The organism is Micromonospora sp. MH33, assembly GCF_003013775.1.
Classification (GTDB): Bacteria; Actinomycetota; Actinomycetes; order Mycobacteriales; family Micromonosporaceae; genus Micromonospora; species Micromonospora fulviviridis.
Genome location: NZ_MUYZ01000026.1, coordinates 24,134 through 41,966, shown reverse-complemented (window position 1 = coordinate 41,966; position 17,833 = coordinate 24,134). Strand labels below are relative to the sequence as shown.

The following is a 17,833-nucleotide window of genomic DNA, read 5'->3' as shown; positions in this document are numbered from 1 at the left end:
ACGGCCGACACCGCCGCCTCCACCGTGCGGGGCACCACCACGCCGAGCGGGATCTGCCGGTAGTTGGAGGCGTCGGTGGAGTACGCGGCGCGCGAGCCGTCGTCGAAACGGACCTCACCGTCCACCTCGGCGCGCAGGTCGGCGGCGAGCGCCGCCAAGTCGATGTCCTGGGCCGGTTCGGGCGGTCGCAGGACCGGTTCGGGGAGCAGGACCTCACTCATGACCGCAGCTCGTTGATCTTGTCGCGGGCGACCGTGGCCAGGGTGGCCATCTTGTTCGGCTGGCCGCGCAGGAACGCCTCGGTGAAGTGCTTGGCCTGGTCGTACCTGACCTTGCCGGGCATCGGCGGCTCGTTCGGGTTGACGTCGCAGTCGACAAGCGCCGGACCGGGGTGCGCGAGGGCCTCCCGGATGGCGCCAGGCACCGCCTTGGCATCGATGACCTTGACCCCGAAGGCGCCGCAGCCGCGCGCCCAGGGGGAAAAGTCCGCCTCCGGCTGGCGGTGCCGCACCGCGTACTCCGGGTAGCCCAGGATGATCTGCTCCCAGAGGATCTGCCCGTACGAATTGTTGTTGTTGATGACGACCTTGATCGGCAGCTCGTGCCGGACCGCGGTGAGAAACTCGGCCATGAGCATGGCGAATCCACCATCACCGACGAAGGCGATCACCTGCCGACCAGGGTAGGCGTGCTGCATGGCGATCGCGTAAGGGAGGCCGGGTGCCATGGTCGCCAGGTTTCCGGAGAGGTAGAACTCTCGATCGCCGCGGATGGTCCAGTGCCGTGCCGACCAGGTGGCGATCGTGCCGGAGTCGCAGGTCAAGATCGCGTCGTCGGCGGCCGCCTCGTCGATGCAACCCATCAGGTACTGCGGGGCGATCGGGTCGCGATCTGGGTCCCGCAGGCTCGCCATGTCCGACCGCCAGGCGTCCATCTTCCGCTGATAGGTCTCCAGGAACGACCGGTCCGGACGGTTCGCCAGCATCGGTAGCAGTTGCCGCAGCGCCTCCCGGGCGTCCGCGCAGACCGGGGCGTTGACCGGCAGCCGCATGCCGATCAGGCTGGGGTCGACGTCGATCTGCACGACCTTGGCCTGGCCCGGGGAGGGCAGGTATTTCCCGTACGGGAAGGAGGTGCCGACCATCAGCAGGGTGTCGCACTCCTCCATCAGCTCCTCGCTCGGCCTGGTGCCGAGCAGGCCGAGGCCGCCGGTGGTGAGCGGATGGTCGTCGGGCACCACCAGTTTGCCCGGGAGCGTCTTCACGATCGGGCTCGCGAGGGCCTCGGCCACGGCGAGGACCTCCTCCCGGGCGCCACGGGCACCGACACCGACCAGCATGGCGACCTTGCGGCCGGCTTTGAGGACCTCGGCCGCCTTCGCAAGCTCCCTCGGGTTCGGCGGCAGTTGCGGATAGGACACCACCGTCGCGCTCATCGGCGGCTTGCCGGGGCTGACGTGGCGGTACGGGTCCTCGTCTGCGGGCGCCACCTGCACGTCGTTGGGGAAGGTCAGGTGCGCGACCGTCCGCTTGCTCAACGCGTTTCGGATGGCGAGGTCCACCACCGCCGGCATCTGCTGCGGGTTGGTGACCATCAGGTTGTACGCCGCGACGTCCTGGTAGAGCTGGGTGGTGTGCACCTCCTGCTGGTAGTGCGAACCCAGCACCGAAGTCTCCTGCATGCCGGTGATCGCCAGCACCGGCACGTGGTCGAGCTTGGCGTCGTACAGGCCGTTGAGCAGGTGGATGGCACCTGGCCCTGAGGTGGCCGCACACACACCCAACCGGCCGGTGGCCTTGGCGTAACCGGTGGCCATGAAAGCCGCCGCCTCCTCATGGTGCACCAGCACGAACCGCAGCTTCTCCCGCTGCCGGCGGAAGCCCTCCATCAGGCCATTGATTCCGTCGCCGGGCAGCCCGAACACGGTGTCGACCCCCCACTCCACCAGCCGTCGGGCCAAGCTCTCACCCACTATTTCCTGCACGTCATCCTCCTTGTTCCGGGGTTCGTCCGACCCGTCGGTCGCGGCCAGGTGGCTGCACCGACCAGCGCCCGGCCCGGTACCGGACACAGCGGGCGAGGGCGGACAGCCCGGCGGCTACCCGGCCTTCCGGGTGGCAAACCAAACATGCCTGGCAATCTCCCGCCGTCCGCCTGGGCCCTCACCCGCTCGCCTCGCGGCGCAGCACCGACAGGCGCCCCCAGCCCTCCAAGACGGCCAGGTGCACCTCAGCGGCATCAGCCACGCCGTGCTCCCGCAGCAGGCCGTCGAGGTCGCCCCGGGTCATACCGGCGCGATGCAGATTGCCCGCGAGCACCCGCCCGTGGGAGACGACCACCACCGGTCCCTGCTCGATCAACCGTCTGCCGGCGGGGATAAGTCGCACCCAGGTGATCAGGGCATGGGCAGCCAGAATGGCCAGCAGTGTCACGGCACCAGACAGGTAGCTGGCATCGGGGGCGCTCGGCAGCCGACCGACGATCGCACCCACGGCCACGGCGGCCACGAAGTCGTACGCGGACAGCTCGGCCAGGGTCCGGCGACCGCCGGCGCGCAGCCCCACCACCGCGGTGACGTACAGCAGGAACGCCTTCAGTGCCACCCAGCCCAGCCAGCCGGGGTGCCCGATCAGCGCAGTGACCGCATTCACTGCTGCTGCGGCCCATCCCCGCCCTCGCCGCGCCCGGCACGACGCTGTTCGAGGGCGGCCGCGGGCAGTGAGACACCGAGCGCGGCGTTGCCCCACCTGCGCAGCGCCCGGGCCAGCAGGAAGGCCAGCATCCCGGCGAGCACGGGCAGCACCAGTACCAGGACGCGCAGCACGTTGAGCAGGTCGTACACCGGCACCTGCAGCAGCCGGGCGAGGATGTCGTCGCCGGCCGCCACGACCAGCACCCCGAAGAAGGTCAACGCGAGCACCCCGACGCCCATCCGGACCGGGTGGTCGCGGGGCCGGTCGAGCAGGTGGTGCTGGCGGTGGTCACCCGTGCACCACCGCTCCAGAAACGGCCAGGCGTACAGGGCGCCGAAGGTGACGCCGCCGAGCACCACGCCGGGGAAGAACGGCGCCGGCACCAGGTGGCCGGCGATGTGGATCTCCCACGGCGGGAAGAGTCGCAGTGCCCCGTCGCCCCAGGCGACGTACCAGTCGGGCTGCGCCGGTGCGGTGGACTGGGCCGGGGCGAAGGGTCCGTACTGCCAGACCGGGTTGATCTGCACGAGCCCGCCCAGGGCGAACAGCACCGCCAGCACCCAGGCGAACAGCGCCAGCGAGCGCAGAGTGTAGCTGGGGTAGAACAGGGAGCCGACCACGTTCTGCTCGGTCCGTCCCGGCCCGCGGAACTGGGTGTGCTTCTGCCGCACGATCATCGCCAGGTGCACGGAGACGAGGGCGGGAAGGGTGTGGCAGGAGCCGCAGCCGTACTGGGCGATGAGCGTGGCGGCCCGGTCGGGGCGACCGGCGCGTACCTGCGGCGGTGGCGGCGGGTCGATGCTGGCGCAGTCGGGCACGGCGAGCAGCGACGGCAGCGCGACCAGCAGCAGGCGGCGGTCGGAGGCCCGGCGGCTCATGGCACGACTCTTCCGTCGCAGCCGGCAGCGGGCTGCGGGACTCGGGTGACGTCACCCGCTCGGGGGCGCTGCCGCCGCAGGCCCACGAGCCAGCCGCCGCTGCGCGGCCCGGCGCTGCTGCGCTGGGTTTTGTACCGGTGGCGGCGCTGCTCGGTGCCGGCGTCGCCCGCTGTGTCCCCGACGCCGGGAAGGTGGTCGCCGCCGCCCGGAGGGTCGTTCGGCGCAGGGGCCGGGCGAGCCCAGGCGACCTGGCGGGTCTGCGCCGTCGGGTTGGCGACCCTGGTGACAGCGGTGGCCGTGACCGGCGACCGGCTGGCGCCGCCGGGGCTGACCCGACGGCGGTCGCAGTGCGGCTGGCCCGGGACTTGGAGGGCCAGCAGCGGTACGACGCCGCCCAGATGTACCGCGAGGCCCTGCGGGAGCGGCCCGACGAAGTCGTCCGGCTGCGCCTCTCCTTCGCGCTGTTACGGACAGGGGACGCCGCCCGGGGCGGAGCATAGGGCCAGGTCCTCACCGACTCGCCCGGCTCATCCGACGGGCTGCTGGTGCTCGGCCCGGCCCAGGCAAGTATCCGGCCGGCGGAAGCGCCGGCGACGCTGCGGCGGTTCCTCGCCGTCGCGGCGGGCACGGGGCCGCTGGGAGATCCGCCGGCTGCTCGGCACCTGACGTTCTTAGGAGCGACGCCTGGGCCGGGCCACCAGATAGCCGAGGAGCAGGCCGGCGGTCAGCGTGACGACCGTGCGCGGGGTGACAGCCGAGCGGAGCCTGCCGAGAGCGGCCTTCGGATCCACCACGCTGCCGGCCGCGTCGCCCGCGGTGCCCACCGCCAGGTCACCCAACTTGCCGAAGTTCATGCTGCCCACCGCCCTTTCGCCCGGTGTCCGGCGGTACCCGGTGGGCCGGTGATGAAACGTCTCACTCGGCGGAGCCGGTGAATACGCGCTCCGCCGCCGACTGCTCCCCGCCGGCCACCAGGACCCTGTCCCCGACCTGCAGCACCGTGTCCCGGCCGAGCCGGACATGCTCGCCGCCGCGGCTCACCAGGCTGACCCACACGCCCTCGTCCCGGCTGAGCTCGAACAGCGGCCGGCCGTCGGCGGGCGCACCAGGCGTTACTGTGTAGTGCCGCAGACCCATCGGCTCGCCCTGAACCCGGATGCCGACCGACCAGGGTTGCAGCGGGATGGTCCGCATCGACACCTGGCACCAGCGGGCCACCAGCGGGACCAGTCCCCCCTGCACCACGATCGAGAACGCCACTACGGCGAAGATGATGTCGAACAACCGCAGATCCTGCTCCAGGTCGGTAGTGAGAATGAGGGTGCCTAGCAGGATCGGCACAGCACCCTTCAGCCCCGACCAGACGATGAAGATCCGTTCACCCCAGCGCAGCCGCACAGCGGTGAGCAGGCCACCGACGACCAGCGGCCGGATCACGAAGGTGAGCAGCACGGCGAGCGCCAGGCCGGTCAGCCAGGCGTTCTCGGTGATCATGCTGCGCAGCGAGACGACGAGACCGAGCAGGCCGAACGCCAGGATTTCACCCAGGCTGGCCAGGGCGCCGTGAAAGCGGCGGACCTCCCGCTTGAACGGCGCAGGGGCGTCACCGACCACGATGCCGGCGAGGAACACGGCGAGGAACCCCGAGCCGCGCGAAAGGGTGGCCACGCCGTAGACCGACCCGGCGGCGAAGAGCACCTGCAGCGGATACAGGCTCTCGTCGGGCAGGCTCACCCGGCGCATCAGCTGCCGGATGAGCCAGCCGCCGGCCAGGCCGAACGTCGAGCCCACCACGAGTTGCAGGGCGAACTCAGCGGCGCCAGAGGCGACAGCCGACCAACCGCCGGCGGTTCCGGCCGCGAGCAGGCTGACCATCAGGGCGATGCCCACCGGGTCGTTCGCACCGGATTCGCCCTCGATGACGGTGCCACTGCGACCCACCACGGTGCGCCGGCCGAGCACCGAGAAGACCGCGGCCGGGTCGGTCGGCGACAGCGCCGTACCGACGAGCAGCGCGGCGAGCCAGTCGAACCCGAAGAGCCAACGCAGCACCACCGCCAGCGCGCCGGCGGTCAGCAACGTTCCCACGACGCCGACCACCGCGACCGGCGCCAGCGACGACCGCAGCCGCCGCCAGCCCATGCTCATGCCCCCGCTGAACAGCACCAGCACCAGAGCGATCTCGACAAGGTGCCGCACGGTGTACAGGGGCAACTGGCTAAGCTTCGGATACAAATCGGAGAGGATCGCGGCGGCGAACAGGAAAAGCGCTGGCGCGGGCAGCCGCAGGCGGTCGGCCAGACGGTTGGACAGCACGGCGAGAACTGCCACCGTACCGAGCACCGCAACGAACAGCGCGAACTCCGCCAACCGTCACCTCATGCTGTTCTCGTCGCCGTCCGATCGGCGGCACGTCCGCTACCGCTACCCGCTGCCAAGCGTGTTAACCGAGCGCAGGGAAGCCCGGATCCGAGGAAGTGGCCGGAGACGAGCGCGGGTGATGCCAGGATTAGGCCGCTGGAGGCCTTACCGCCATCTCGACCGGATCCACCTGCTGCGGCAGTTCGACAATCGGCCCGGGTCGCTCTGCGTCTGCCCTCGGCCTGCGCGCTCGACGTGCCTTTGGCGCACCTGCGACAACGGGCCCGTATGCGGGTCTCCGGGTGAGGGGGAGCCAGGCGGACGAGGGAAGGTCGGTGAATGGTCAGGTGCGCCTACGGACGGCTGTGTCCGGCAGCACCGGTGGCCGGAGCGAGCAACGCCTGGCGCGGGCGCTGCGCGAATTCGCGGGGATCCCTTTGGCCTTCGTCGCCGCCTTCACGGTTCTCGCGGTGGCGTCGATCGTCGCTGACCAGACCCACACCCCCGGCGTGGACCGAATCCGGTCCCTGATCGGCCACGTGATCGGCCGGGATTCCGCCACCACGGCCCTGCAGGCGGTGGCCACCGGCCTGGTCACCGTCACCTCGATCACCTTCTCGGTTCTGCTGCTGGCCGTCCAGCAGACAGCCACGAGCCTGTCTCCCGTGGTCTTCAACCAGTTCGTCCGTCGCCGGGGCAACCAGGCGATGCTCGGGTTCTTCGTCGGCCTCACGCTCTACGCCTACGTCGTCGTGACCGCGGTGCCTGGCGACACCGCGCCGATCATCGGGGCGGCTCCCGCCACCCTGCTTACCGGCCTCGCCCTGGTCGGCCTGCTGGCGCTGGTGTACACGACCATCGATCAGATGCGGCCGGTGAACGTGCTGGGCCAGATCCGCGACCGGACCCTGCGGGCCCGGCAGCTGGAACTGCCCCTGATCGTGCGCACCCGGCGGCAGGAGTTGTCCGCGGACCCGGTGCGCGCCACCTACCGCAGCACCACCAGCGGCTACGTCACCCGGATCGACCTTGACCGGCTGGCCGGCGCGCTGCACCAGGTCCCTCGCGCCGAGGTCCACCTGCACGTCACGCTCGGCGGTCACCTGGCCTTCGGCGATGTCATGGCGACCGTGCGGAACGACGATCGCGCTGGCGCGGAGCGGGTAGCCGACGAGGTCGGCGCGAGCATAGTCATCGGCGCCAGCCCGGACCTGGACAGCGACGCCAGCACTGGTATCGAGGAGCTGGCCAACATCGCATGGACGAGCGGCTCCACCGCCAAGCACAACCCGGAGACGGCCCGGCGTGCGATCCACGCGCTGCGAGACGTCGCGGCCCGCTGGCTCGCCGAAGGACCTCCCGAGGCGCAGGCCCCTCCCCTGGCCGTCGTATATCAGGATGCCGACCTGGACCAGGTGCTGGACGTGTTCTACTCACTGCTGGTCGTCTCTCACGAGTCGCAGCAGCACATGACGGCGGCGCAGGTGCTGGAGGCGTACGGGCGCCTGCTCGGGCAAGCCGGGCCTGGGGTTCGTGATCGCCTCCGCCGGGACCTCGCCACCGCAGGCCCGCTGTTGGAACGGATCCCCTTCTCGCCTCAGCTCGGGCGAGCGCGCCAACGGCTTCGGCAGGTCATGGACGACTTGCCGTCCGGGTCGGTCGCCGCTGACTCCGGCACCGACTGATCCGGCCAGTTCGGCTCGGTAGCGGCAGTTTCGGTGAGCAGGGCCACCAGCAACGGCCCGGCCAGCCCGAGCCGCCACAGCAGGGTGTCCGCCGCCACGATCCTGCGCCTGCGCTGCCGGAGCAGCCGCGCGGCCTCCCACAGCGGTCGCCCCGCCCGGTGCGGCAGGGTCGGGCCGCCGGCCGGGTCGAGGGCGCCCTCGAGTACCGCGGCGGCCAACGCCGTGCCGAGCAACACACCGGCGGCGGGCAGGACGCTCCACCAGGGGCCGGCGATTTCCGTGCCACCGGGCGTCAAACGCCGTACCACCGACCGTTGTCGCTCCGAGACGCGACGTTTCGCGGTGGCGGGCTCCTGCCGCAGGCCGGTGAGGGAAGAGGATCGGCTCAGTTGTCCGCCGGTCGCCCATCTCGGGCGTACCAGCGCCGGCCCGGCATGCCCGTCAATCCATGCACCAGTGTGCTCAGGGCGACGACGAGGCTGCCCGCGGCCCAGAGCAGCGGATCGCGGGCGCCCTCGTCGCGGATGAAGGACAGGTAGAATAGCGCCGACACCCCGATCGGACCGAACCAGCCAAGAAAGGCCAGTTCCCGCCAGCGCAGGCCGAGCGGCGCCTTGAGCGCGAGCACCACAGGCAACCGCCGCAGGGCCAGCACGGCGCCGGCGAAGAGCGGTAGCCGCCAGCCCGCGTCGATCCAGTCGCGCCAGGGCAGTTCGACGCCGAGCAGGAAGAACAGCGGCAGCACCAGGTAGCGGGTCAGTGCGCCGTCCAGCTTCTGTTCGGCGATGCGCGGCTGGTTCCGGATGACTCCGTTGTAGGCAAGCCCGGTGACAAAGGCGGCCAGGATGCCGTCGGTGTGGAGCACCCGCGCGACGCCGAGCGCGGCGACCCCGAGCAGGACGGCGAAGACCACCAGGGAGCCTTGGTCGAGGCTGTCCCGGCGGCTCGCCGCGCGCAGGCCGTGGCCGGCCAGCCAGCCGAGGACCGCGCCGACGAGCACCGCCCCGAGCACACCCCACAGCGCCAACCTCACCTGGTCGGCCCACGGCTTCGTGCCGACGACGGCCAGGGCGAGGACGACGAGGGGGAACGCGAGGCCGTCGTTGCCGCCGGACTCCCCGCTGATGACCTGCCGGAGCCGGTCGGGCAGCTGCCGCTCGGCGGGGCCGCCGGAGACGATGCCGGAGGCCAGGACTGGATCAGTGGGGGCCAGACAGCTACCGAGCACCGCGGCGATACCCAGCGGGAGGCCGAGCAACAGCCACGACAGGCCGGCGGTGACCACGGCCATGCCCACCAGGCCGGCGGAGAGCAGCACGAGCACCGGTCGCAGCACGGTCCGGTAGCCGGTGATCGGGAAGCGCAGGGCGACCGCCATCAGGGACACCGCCAGCAGTGCTCGGCTGACCTCCCGCATCAGCTCGGGGCCCAGCCGATCGGCGACGTCGATGAGGCTCAGGACCGGGCCCGCCAGAATCCCCAGGCAAAGGGCGAGCAGGGGCTCGGTGAGCAGGGTCCGACGGATGGCGCCCGATCCGAAGGCGAGCAGGACGGCGAGACCACCGACCAGGGCATAGCTGAGCAGGAGAGGACTCACGTCGACCCGCTACCCGTTGTCCCGGCGGCCATGCCCGGGCCTGGGCTGGACCGTCTGGGCAGGGCGCACGAGGGTTGCACACCGGCCCCATCCCGGACCGGTGCCGGGGGCCGGTGTCAGCCGTGGGACCAGGGCACCGTCGGCTGCAGCATCCTACGGCCGGCATGGGGATCGATCACCGTCGCACGGTGACGTGCGGAGGACGGGGGCGGCTCACTTCCGCCGGGCGCGGGCGGTTGCTGGGGCGTTGGCCTTCTCGATCGCCTGGACCAGCTCGTCCTTGTTCATGTTCTGGGGATCACCGATGGTGTCCTCGGCCGACTCCAGCGTCTTCTTGTAGGTGCGGACCGCCTTGTCATCGGAGCGGGCGATGGTCGAGGGCACGTCGTCGCGCATCTCCTCGGCCTGCTGGTGCTTGTCCGGCATGACGTCCTCCCGATCGTGGCCTACCCGTCGAGTTCGTCGCGGGCCGCGTCGACGACGGTGGGCACCACACGGCCGGCGGTGGCGGAGACCATGCCGCGCACCTCGTCCGCCAACTGGGCCGAGGTGCCATCGGCCTCGCACAACTGCGCCAGCCCGATTCGTCCCAGCACCACCGCCGTGACCATGGATCCCGCAGGTCGCGAGCCGCGGCTGGCTGATCATCACCCGGGACCCCACATGCAGGAGCACCGACTGGAGATCACCGCCGTGCGAGAGCACCGGGCCAGGATGGTCGCCCTGACAGCAGCCGACGCGGGCAGCGTCTTCGGCCAGTTGAAGGTCGTGATGAGCCGCTGGCGCGATATCGAACGCTATTCTGCCGAGCCGCCGCCCTTCATCTACGCAGCCACCCGAAACCACGATGAGGCAGATCTCGCTGACCTGACGCGGTCCGCTGCCCGCTGCCGTTCGATGATCTCCCTGGCCTTCACGCCCCGGTTCCGACTCGCCTTGGCCATGGAATTTACCGCTTTCTCGTCAACAGATCATCGAGCGAATACCAGGTGTGCGGGCGCCACAGCAGCAGCCCGGCCAGTGCCAGAAACCCGAGGTCGCGCAGGATTTCCAGGCCGTACTCGGTGTCGCGGCCGGCGCCCAGCTCACCGCCGGAGCTAAAGCACCCGCAGTCGATGCGCAGGCCGCGTGCCCAGGCCGACGCGATCCCGGCGGTGAAGATCACCAGCAGTGCGGCGGAGATCGCCGCGGTGAGCCGGGTCGACAGTCCGATCACCAGGAGCAGGCCGAGCGCGATCTCGAGGAACGGCTGGATCCCGCCGACGGCCTTGGCCACGTCGTACGACATCAGCTGGTAAGCGTTGACCGCCCGCGCCGACTCCGCCAGGTCACCGACCTTGGTGGCGCCCGCCACCAGCCAGACGGCGGCCAGCCCGAGCCGGGCTGGCGTGGAGATCCACGGCCAGGCCAGCGACCGCCTGGCGAGCCCAGTGGTCACGCCGCGGCCCGTCGGGTGCGGGAGAGGACAAACGGGATGACACCGAGGGCGAGCACTCCCCCGGTGATGGAGAGGGCGGCATAGCTGGTGGCGGTCATGACCAGGCCGCTGGCGATGCCGCCGGTCGCGCCGGCCAGGGCGATGCAGAGGTCGACGGTGCCTTGGATCTTGGCGCGGGTTTCGACCGGGGCGGCGTCGGTGATCATGGCGGTGCCGGAGACCAGGCCGAGGTTCCAGCCGAGGCCGAGCAGGATCAGGGCCAGGGCGAGCAGCGGCACCGAGTCGTCCGGGGCGGTGGCCGACACCAGGCCCGCGGCGAGCAGGGTGACACCAGAGGCGACCGCGACCGGCACCCGCCCGAGGCGGTCGACGAGGATGCCGGTGACCAGCGACGGCAGGTACATCGCGGCTATGTGCAGCGAGATCACCAGACCGGTCGCGGCCAGATCGTGTCCGTGGGCCTGCATGTGAACCGGGGTCATGGTCATCACCGCGACCATGACGAGCTGCGTGAGGATCATGCTCGCGGCCCCCGCGATCACACCCGCGGGCACGCCACCTGCCTGGCTCGCTGGCGCGGTCGCTGCGGTCTCGGTGTGCAGTGTCCGGGAGATCAGCAGCGGGTCCGGGCGCAGCAGCAGGAACAGGATCGCGCCGGCCAGCGCATAGGCGATCGCGGCCAGCGCGAACGGCCCCGCGAGGGCGGGCAGGCCGAAGTACTCTGCGGACCGGCCGGTGGATGCGACCAGGTTCGGCCCGATGACCGCGCCGACGGTGGTGGTGACCAGCACCGAGCTGACCGCCCGGCCACGGCGGCCCGGCGCGGACAGGTCGGCACCGGCGTAGCGGGCCTGCAGGTTCGTGGCGGTGCCCGCACCGTAGACCAGCAAGGAGATCAGCAGCAGGACGACACTGTCGAGGCCCGCCGCGGCGACGACTCCAGCGCCGCCGAGCGTACCGGCGGCGTATCCGACAGCAAGGCCCACTCGGCGGCCGAGCCGCTGGGACAGACGGCCGACGGCGAACGCCGCGATGGCGGACCCGCCGGTGTACAGGGCCGCCGGTAGGCCGGACAGGGCGCTGGCGCCGAGCATCTGCTCGGCGAGCAGCGCGCCGACGGTGACGCCGGCGGCCAGGCCGGCGCCGCTGAACACCTGCGAGGCCATCACCACGCTCAGGGTTCGCTGGTGCAGCGCCAGGCGGGCTTGGGGGTTGGCGACGTAGTCGGTGGGGGTCATCGGGGTGCGAGGCTTCCTTGCCGCTGTGAGGACTGGAGCCTTATGTATACATCATGTATCCTAAAAACGTGAAGAGCTCGAAGCAGTCGGCCCGGTTCCTGACGGCCAGGCGGCGCCTAAACCGACGCCTCGCGGTCGCGGCCGTCGCGGTCGTCGCGTTCCTCGGCGTAGTCTTGGCCGGTCACCTCACCAACGGACGGCGCCAGGTGGCGGCGCCGACGGCCTCGCCCAGCGCCAGCGCGGGTGCCGGGGGCGCCAGGGCGGGCGAATTCACGTTCGTACGCCGTGCGCAGGCCGACCCGATGGCGGTCGGCGCCGTGGACGCCCCGGTGGTCCTCGTTCAGTGGACCGACATGCGCTGCCCCTACTGCGCCGTCTTCAACCGGGAAACGCTGCCGATGCTGCTCAAGGAGTACGTGGACACCGGGAAGCTACGCATCGAGGTGCACGACGTGGCGTACTTCGGCGAGCAGTCCGAGCAGGCCGCCGTCGCCGCTCGGGCCGCCGCCGAGCAGGGGAAGTTCTTCGAGTTCATCAGGGCGGTGTACAAGGACGCCCCCGAGCACAAGCACCCGGACCTGCCGCGCGCGAAGCTGATCGCGTACGCGCAGAAGGCCGGCGTGCCCGACATCGCGAAGTTCACCACGGATCTGGACGACCCCGGCCTGCGCGCCGCAGCCGATGCGAGCAACAGCGAGGCCGCCCAGCTCGGCGTCACCAGCGTCCCCTTCTTCGTCGCCGGCGACCGCACCCTGTCCGGCGCACAGCCCTCCTCGGTGTTCCGGAGCTACCTGGACGACGCGATCGCCAAGGCGGGCTAAGCCGTGGAACTGGGACTTCTCGGCGCCTTCCTCGGCGGGGTGCTCACCCTGCTCAGCCCATGCTCGGCGATGCTGTTGCCAGCCTTCTTCTCCTACGCCTTCACCAGCCCGGCCCTGCTGCTCAGCCGCACCGTGATCTTCTACTCCGGGCTGATCACCACCCTGGTGCCGCTGGGTGTGCTCGCCGGAACCGTGGGCGCGTTCGTCAACCAGCACCGGCACACGTTCGTCACGGCCGCGTCCGTCGTGGTGATCCTGCTCGGCCTGGTCATGCTGGCCAACCTCCCGATTCCAGGTCTGCCCCGCAGTGGGACGCAGGGCACCTCGGCGGCATCCGTCTACGCGCTCGGCACGATCTACGGCCTCGCCGGGGTGTGCGCCGGCCCGCTGCTCGGCGCGGTGCTGACCGTGGCAGCGGTCGGTGGCGACGCCCTGTACGGCGGGATCGTCCTGCTCGTCTTCGCGGCCGGAATGACCCTGCCGCTGCTGGTTCTGGCCGTGCTGTGGGGGCGGCTTCCGTTCGTACGCAAAATGGTCCGGCCTCGCGGAATCCGCCTGGGCCGCTGGAGCAACACCTGGGCCGGCCTGGTCGGCGGCACGCTGACGGCGGCGATCGGCGTTCTGCTGCTGGCCACCGATGGCACCACCTCGCTGAGCGGCATTCTCGGCGCCTCCGACCAAGCGGCGCTCGAGGACCGGGTGCGGCAGGCCACTAGCGGCGTCCCGGATCTGCTCGTGGCCGCGATCGCGGTGGGCGGCGCTCTCGGTGCGTTGCTGGTCGTCCGCTCGCGAACGGCCCGCCGGTGACGACTCCCTCCGCGGGCCGATGGATACTTGTGGTGCGTGGATCCGGTGATCGTGATGGGAGCGTCGTTGGCAGACAGTGCGAGTGCGGCGGAACGGGCCTACCAGGCGATCCGTGGCGGCATCCTGAACGGCGTGCACCCAGCCGGGACCATGCTCGGCGAGGAGGCCCTCGCGGCCGAGATCGGGGTCAGTCGCACACCGGTCCGCTCCGCGCTCACCCGCCTGCAGGACGAGGGATGGATCGTCATCTACCCCAAGCGCGGCGCGCTCGTGCAGGGTCTCAGCGAGCGGGCGGTGGCCGACTTGGAGGACGCCCGCCTGATGCTGGAGTCGACGGGGGCCAGCCGGGCGAGCGTCCCCGTCCGGGAACTGCTCGCCGAGCGGCTACGTCAGTCGATCGACCAGCAGCGCGCCGCCTTCGAGGCCAAGGACATCCGGCAGTTCATCGAGTTGACCATCGGCTTCCACCGTGCCTTCGTGGAGGCCGCGGACAACGACATCCTGCTCGAACTCAACGACCGGCTGTCCGACCGGCAGCGGTTCCTGCTGTTCAGCAAGGGCGACCGGCTCCTGGCCCGGTGCGACGAGATCCTGACCGAGCACGAGATCCTCGTCGAGCGCCTGCACGCCGGTGACGCCGACGGGTTCACCGACGTGCTCCGCCAGCACCTGGCCGAGACCTACATCCCGGCCTCCGCCAGCGGCTACCAGCGCGGATCGCACACGACGAGGTAGCCGTCGAGTTCGGTGATCAGGTCGGACTTCGGGCGGTCCGGCAGCGCGTGCCCCAGATCGCCGGAGCGGACCTCACCGATCCACTGATCATGCTGGTACTCGTGGTTGATCAGCGCGGTCAGCAGCGTCTTCGCCACGATGGTGAGCTGCCGGGGCGCGCCGACCCGGCCGTCGCGGATGGCGCCGACACGGCGGTGGATGCTGTCGGCCACATCGGCGCGGAACGCTGCCAGCCGGCTCAGGTCCGGCAGCCGGCCACGGCCCGGTTCCGGATTCGCGGAGTCCATCACCGGGTCGAGTTCCGGGTCGGGGCTCGGCTCGGCCGCGGTCAGGTTGCGGATCATGAAGTGGGCGACGTGCGCCTGGTGACCCAGGTGCCAGCCGATCGCGCTGAAGTTCTCGTGCGGGCGCCACGCCACCTCGTCGGCGCTCAGGTCGGTCCACAGCTGGTCGGTGTAGGCGCGGGCGCGGTCGTACTCACGCAGCAGGTCCGGGATCTCGAACATGTCGTGGTCATCCAATCCTGGTTTCGAGGGCGGTCAGCACGGCGCGGGCGGCCTGTTCTCCGGCGTGGAGCGCGCCTTCGATGTGGCCGGCGTGGTCGGGGGCGGTCTCGGTGCAGGCCCAGTGCAGCCGTCCGCTCAGGGCTGGACGCTGGTAGCGGGGGTGGCCGAAGAGCCGGTAGTCCATCCGCTGCTCCACGCCGGGCGGGGAGGTCCACCGCTCGGCGCTCCAGTCCTGCACGTGCAGCGTCTCGGGCCGGGCGGCTTCCGGGCCGAACATGCGGGTGAGCTGGGCGGTCACCGCGGCCTCGAAGCCTGGGCGCAGGGCGGCGGCGGGGGTGAAGCCGAACAGCGCGGCGCGGGTGCCGTCCGGGCCGGACATGTCGTGGATCTCGCGCAACGGTCCGGTCCGGCTGATCGCCGCGCCGGCGAGTCCCTTCGTACGCCAGAACGGGGTGCTGTAGCAGGCGACGACCTTGGCGACGGCGCCCATCCACACCGGGGTGGCTTCGGCTCTGCGAAGCAAGTCGGTGTCAAGCCCGTCGTGGAAGTCGATGCGGGCCACAGCAAGCGCGGGCGGGACCGCGAGGACGACCTGGCGGGCGCGCAAGGCCTCGGACGCCGTGCGCAGTTCGACGGTGTCACCGTCGAGGTGGATGCCGGTGACCGGGGTCGACATGCGCAGCGCCGTTTCCGGGAGCTGGGCGGCAAGACCCGCGGCCAGGGCGTTGGCGCCGGGACCGAAGCGGTAGGCCGCCACGTCGATAGGGTTGCCGGCAAAGCGCCGGATCCCGGTGTGGTCCTGCACGATAGCGTCGCCGAAGCGGTGCTGGTCGAAGATCGGGACGCCGAGCCGGGCGACGAGGTCGGCGACGCGGTGTTCGCCGTCCCAGAACCAGGTGGCGCCCAAGTCGTACCCCTCAGTCGTGGCCAACCGGCCACCCACCCGGTCGCGAGCCTCCACGCAGATCGCGTCGAGACCGGCCGCGCGCAACGCAGTCGTCGCGGTGAGCCCCGCGGCGCCAGCACCGATGACGACGACGTCGCTCATGGGGTCAGCACCATCCGGAATCGGGCGTCGGCCGCCTGCTGGACCTTGAGAGCCCGCTCGGCCTCGGCCAGCGGCAGCGTCTGCACCAGCGGGCGGACTCCAGTGGCGACCGCGAAGCGCATCGCCTGTTCGGTGTCGGCCGGGCTGCCGGTCAGGTGGCCGGTGAGGCTGCGGGCGTGCATGACGAACTTGACCATCGGCAACTGCACGGCGGCCGCGTCGAATCCGGCGACGGTGAGCCGGCCGTGAGGGGTCAGCCCATCGATCAGGTTCGTGAGTAGGCTGCTGCTGGCGGCGGTGGAGACGATCAACCGGGCTCCACCGAGCTCGCGCACCGCGGTGCCGGGATCCTGGGCACGGGAGTCGATGTAATGGTGGGCGCCCAGGTCCTGGGCGGCCTGCCGCTTGTCCTCGCCGCGGCCGATCGCGATGGTCTCGTAGCCCATGGCTGCGGCGAACTGCACGGCTAGGTGGCCCAGGCCGCCGATGCCGGCCACCGCGACCCGGTCGCCGGGCTCGGCGCCGCCGTGCCGCAGGGCGTTGAAGGTGGTCACCCCGGCGCAGCCGAACGGTGCCGCCTCGACAGCGGCCAGCCCGTCCGGGACCCGCGCGAGGGCCGCGGCCGGGACGGTAATGGTGCTGGCCCACCCGCCCGGGTAGGACAAGCCTGGCACCTGCCGGTCCGGGCAGTGCACCACATCACCGGTGCGGCAGGCCGTGCAATGCCCGCAGCTGCCGCCGAACCAGCCGACGGCCACCCGCTCCCCCACTTGCCAGCCGGCCACCTGCGGGCCGACCTCGGCGATCATCCCGGCGACCTCGTGCCCCGGGGTGATCGGGAAACCTCCCCCGGGCGTACGGTCGGCGACCGTGCCGGCGTCCGCGCCGCAGATGCCGGTCGCCTCGACATCGACCCGCACCTCGCCGGGCGCCGGCGTACGCGGCCGCACGGGGGCGATTTCCGGCCGTGCGCCCGGTTCCCTCACCTGGACAGCAACATGGGCATTTCTGGAATCAGACACAGCATTAAAAGTAGGAACGAGCCGCGGTCACCGGAAGAACAGAATAGTGAATGAGGATATAAGCAATCGCTATAGGTTGGCGCGCTATAAAGTCTGCTCATGAGTGACCGGCTGAGTGTCGAAGGGCTGCGCTACGCGCAGGCGGTGGCGGAGACGGGGTCGTTCAGCGCGGCCGCCCGGGCGTACGGCGTGAGCCAGCCGGCCCTATCCAACGGCGTCGCGAAGCTGGAGGAAAGCCTCGGCGAACGCCTGTTCGAGCGGTCCCCGCGCGGCGTGACGCCGACCGCGTTCGGCGCGCACATCCTGCCGCTGGTGGAGCGGGCCCTCGCCGGGCTCGACGCGGTCGCCGCCGAGGCCCGGCGGTGGAACACCCCGCCCGACGATGTCCTGCGCATCGGGGTGTCCCCGCTGATCAACCCGAAGGTGGTCGCCGCCGCTTACAGCGCGGTGTGCGGCCTCGACAACGCCCCGAGCTCGCGTCAACTCGTGCTGCGCGAGACCGACATGGCCGACCTGCGCGACGGCCTGATCGCCGGCGAGCTGGACCTGATCCTCATCCCGTCGGTCGCGCCGTTGCCCCGCTACCAGCAGCGGATCATCGGATCCGAACCGATGGTGCTGGTCGACTCCCGCGCCGCCGACGACGCCCCGGTCGAGCTGACCGAGATCGGCGGCAACCAGCTGATCATGGTGCCGGACACCTGCGGCCTGACCTCGTTCACCCGCGACCTGTTCGCGTCGCACGAGCTGCCGATACGCGTCTACCCAGGTGAGGCGGCCAGCTACCGGGTCCTGGAGGAATGGGCGCAACTCGGGCTCGGGTCCGCGGTACTGCCGGAGTCGAAGCTGGCCGACCCCAACGCGAAACGCCGACCGCTGCACGACGAGGGCCACGAAGTGGAAATCTTCTATGCCGCGGTGTGGGATCCCCGCTCGCCGCAGGCACCCGAGCTGGAGACCCTCGCGGACCGCCTCGCCGGCGCCGTGTAGCCATACGAGTTCGC

Annotated in this window: 20 protein-coding genes and 1 pseudogene; 6 read left to right on the top strand and 15 right to left on the bottom strand. The window is 71.1% G+C overall.

Annotation, left to right across the window (positions count from 1 at the left end):
- From B0E53_RS07215 to B0E53_RS07200, 4 genes are all read right to left on the bottom strand, one after another.
- On the bottom strand, nucleotides 1–221 hold a 221-nt coding region (locus tag B0E53_RS07215), incomplete at its 3' end, for an FAD-binding oxidoreductase (RefSeq protein WP_146167610.1).
- On the bottom strand, nucleotides 218–1,984 hold the full coding sequence (locus B0E53_RS07210) for a thiamine pyrophosphate-binding protein (protein ID WP_107075277.1): 1,767 nt from the start codon (nucleotides 1,982–1,984) through the stop codon (nucleotides 218–220). The genes B0E53_RS07215 and B0E53_RS07210, both read right to left, overlap by 4 nt.
- Before the next feature lie 178 nt (nucleotides 1,985–2,162).
- On the bottom strand, nucleotides 2,163–2,603 hold the full coding sequence (locus B0E53_RS07205) for a YetF domain-containing protein (protein ID WP_210405972.1): 441 nt from the start codon (nucleotides 2,601–2,603) through the stop codon (nucleotides 2,163–2,165).
- A gap of 44 nt (nucleotides 2,604–2,647) precedes the next feature.
- A complete protein-coding gene (locus B0E53_RS07200) occupies nucleotides 2,648–3,571 on the bottom strand; it encodes a cytochrome b N-terminal domain-containing protein (protein WP_107075275.1) in 924 nt (307 codons plus the stop codon).
- 347 nt (nucleotides 3,572–3,918) lie between these two features.
- Here B0E53_RS07200 and B0E53_RS37405 point away from each other — a divergent pair, with 347 nt between their 5' ends.
- A complete protein-coding gene (locus B0E53_RS37405) occupies nucleotides 3,919–4,071 on the top strand; it encodes a hypothetical protein (protein WP_168215254.1) in 153 nt (50 codons plus the stop codon).
- 171 nt (nucleotides 4,072–4,242) lie between these two features.
- On the opposite strand, the gene B0E53_RS07195 is transcribed toward B0E53_RS37405, so the two are convergent.
- Both B0E53_RS07195 and B0E53_RS07190 read right to left on the bottom strand, forming a co-directional pair.
- Nucleotides 4,243–4,425, bottom strand: a complete 183-nt coding sequence (locus tag B0E53_RS07195) for a hypothetical protein (protein ID WP_146167609.1) — start codon at nucleotides 4,423–4,425, stop codon at nucleotides 4,243–4,245.
- 61 nt (nucleotides 4,426–4,486) lie between these two features.
- Entirely contained in the window at nucleotides 4,487–5,941 is a 1,455-nt protein-coding gene (locus B0E53_RS07190) for a cation:proton antiporter (protein WP_107075273.1), read from the bottom strand.
- A 356-nt stretch (nucleotides 5,942–6,297) separates the two neighbouring features.
- Here B0E53_RS07190 and B0E53_RS07185 point away from each other — a divergent pair, with 356 nt between their 5' ends.
- Nucleotides 6,298–7,617 (top strand): DUF2254 family protein, encoded by a 1,320-nt coding sequence (locus B0E53_RS07185; RefSeq protein WP_168215253.1) that lies wholly within the window; start codon nucleotides 6,298–6,300, stop codon nucleotides 7,615–7,617.
- A 35-nt stretch (nucleotides 7,618–7,652) separates the two neighbouring features.
- Here B0E53_RS07185 and B0E53_RS40365 read toward each other — a convergent pair.
- The 6 genes and pseudogenes from B0E53_RS40365 to B0E53_RS07160 all read right to left on the bottom strand — a co-directional run.
- Nucleotides 7,653–7,892: pseudogene (locus B0E53_RS40365) on the bottom strand (NADH-quinone oxidoreductase subunit H); the annotation flags it as partial.
- Nucleotides 7,893–8,002: 110 nt separating this feature from the next.
- A complete protein-coding gene (locus tag B0E53_RS07175; protein WP_107075270.1) occupies nucleotides 8,003–9,214 on the bottom strand; it encodes a cation:proton antiporter in 1,212 nt (403 codons plus the stop codon).
- Between the two features lie 213 nt (nucleotides 9,215–9,427).
- Nucleotides 9,428–9,640: a hypothetical protein gene (locus B0E53_RS07170; protein ID WP_107075269.1), complete on the bottom strand. Its 213-nt coding sequence runs from the start codon at nucleotides 9,638–9,640 to the stop codon at nucleotides 9,428–9,430.
- 20 nt (nucleotides 9,641–9,660) lie between these two features.
- Nucleotides 9,661–9,813: a hypothetical protein gene (locus B0E53_RS37400; RefSeq protein WP_168215252.1), complete on the bottom strand. Its 153-nt coding sequence runs from the start codon at nucleotides 9,811–9,813 to the stop codon at nucleotides 9,661–9,663.
- A gap of 350 nt (nucleotides 9,814–10,163) precedes the next feature.
- Nucleotides 10,164–10,652 (bottom strand): MauE/DoxX family redox-associated membrane protein, encoded by a 489-nt coding sequence (locus tag B0E53_RS07165; RefSeq protein WP_107075268.1) that lies wholly within the window; start codon nucleotides 10,650–10,652, stop codon nucleotides 10,164–10,166.
- A complete protein-coding gene (locus tag B0E53_RS07160) occupies nucleotides 10,649–11,890 on the bottom strand; it encodes an MFS transporter (protein ID WP_107075267.1) in 1,242 nt (413 codons plus the stop codon). The genes B0E53_RS07165 and B0E53_RS07160 overlap by 4 nt, the downstream gene beginning before the upstream one ends.
- Before the next feature lie 68 nt (nucleotides 11,891–11,958).
- Here B0E53_RS07160 and B0E53_RS07155 point away from each other — a divergent pair, with 68 nt between their 5' ends.
- The 3 genes from B0E53_RS07155 (at nucleotide 11,959) to B0E53_RS07145 (ending at nucleotide 14,253) form a co-directional block, all read left to right on the top strand.
- Nucleotides 11,959–12,711 carry a thioredoxin domain-containing protein gene (locus B0E53_RS07155; RefSeq protein WP_210405971.1) on the top strand — a complete coding sequence of 251 codons (753 nt, stop codon included), beginning with the start codon at nucleotides 11,959–11,961 and terminating at the stop codon, nucleotides 12,709–12,711.
- A 3-nt stretch (nucleotides 12,712–12,714) separates the two neighbouring features.
- Complete coding sequence (locus tag B0E53_RS07150) at nucleotides 12,715–13,518, top strand: cytochrome c biogenesis CcdA family protein (RefSeq protein WP_107075265.1); 804 nt, start codon at nucleotides 12,715–12,717, stop codon at nucleotides 13,516–13,518.
- A 66-nt stretch (nucleotides 13,519–13,584) separates the two neighbouring features.
- Nucleotides 13,585–14,253 (top strand): GntR family transcriptional regulator, encoded by a 669-nt coding sequence (locus B0E53_RS07145; protein WP_210405970.1) that lies wholly within the window; start codon nucleotides 13,585–13,587, stop codon nucleotides 14,251–14,253.
- Here the strand turns inward: B0E53_RS07145 and B0E53_RS07140 are convergent.
- Genes B0E53_RS07140 through B0E53_RS07130 form a run of 3 tightly spaced genes read right to left on the bottom strand, consistent with a single transcriptional unit; the run spans nucleotide 14,223 to nucleotide 16,757 of the window.
- Nucleotides 14,223–14,759: a DinB family protein gene (locus tag B0E53_RS07140; protein WP_107075264.1), complete on the bottom strand. Its 537-nt coding sequence runs from the start codon at nucleotides 14,757–14,759 to the stop codon at nucleotides 14,223–14,225. The two genes, B0E53_RS07145 and B0E53_RS07140, sit on opposite strands and share 31 nt — an antisense overlap.
- 7 nt (nucleotides 14,760–14,766) lie before the next feature.
- Nucleotides 14,767–15,807, bottom strand: coding sequence for an FAD-dependent oxidoreductase (locus B0E53_RS07135; protein ID WP_107075263.1), 1,041 nt, complete (start codon nucleotides 15,805–15,807; stop codon nucleotides 14,767–14,769).
- Nucleotides 15,804–16,757 carry an alcohol dehydrogenase catalytic domain-containing protein gene (locus B0E53_RS07130; RefSeq protein ID WP_210405969.1) on the bottom strand — a complete coding sequence of 318 codons (954 nt, stop codon included), beginning with the start codon at nucleotides 16,755–16,757 and terminating at the stop codon, nucleotides 15,804–15,806. The genes B0E53_RS07135 and B0E53_RS07130 overlap by 4 nt, the downstream gene beginning before the upstream one ends.
- A 171-nt stretch (nucleotides 16,758–16,928) precedes the next feature.
- On the opposite strand from B0E53_RS07130, the gene B0E53_RS07125 reads away from it, so the two are divergent.
- The gene (locus B0E53_RS07125) at nucleotides 16,929–17,819 is read left to right on the top strand and encodes a LysR family transcriptional regulator (RefSeq protein WP_107075262.1); all 891 of its coding nucleotides are present in this window, start codon (nucleotides 16,929–16,931) and stop codon (nucleotides 17,817–17,819) included.
- The last annotated feature ends 14 nt before the right edge of the window (nucleotides 17,820–17,833 follow it).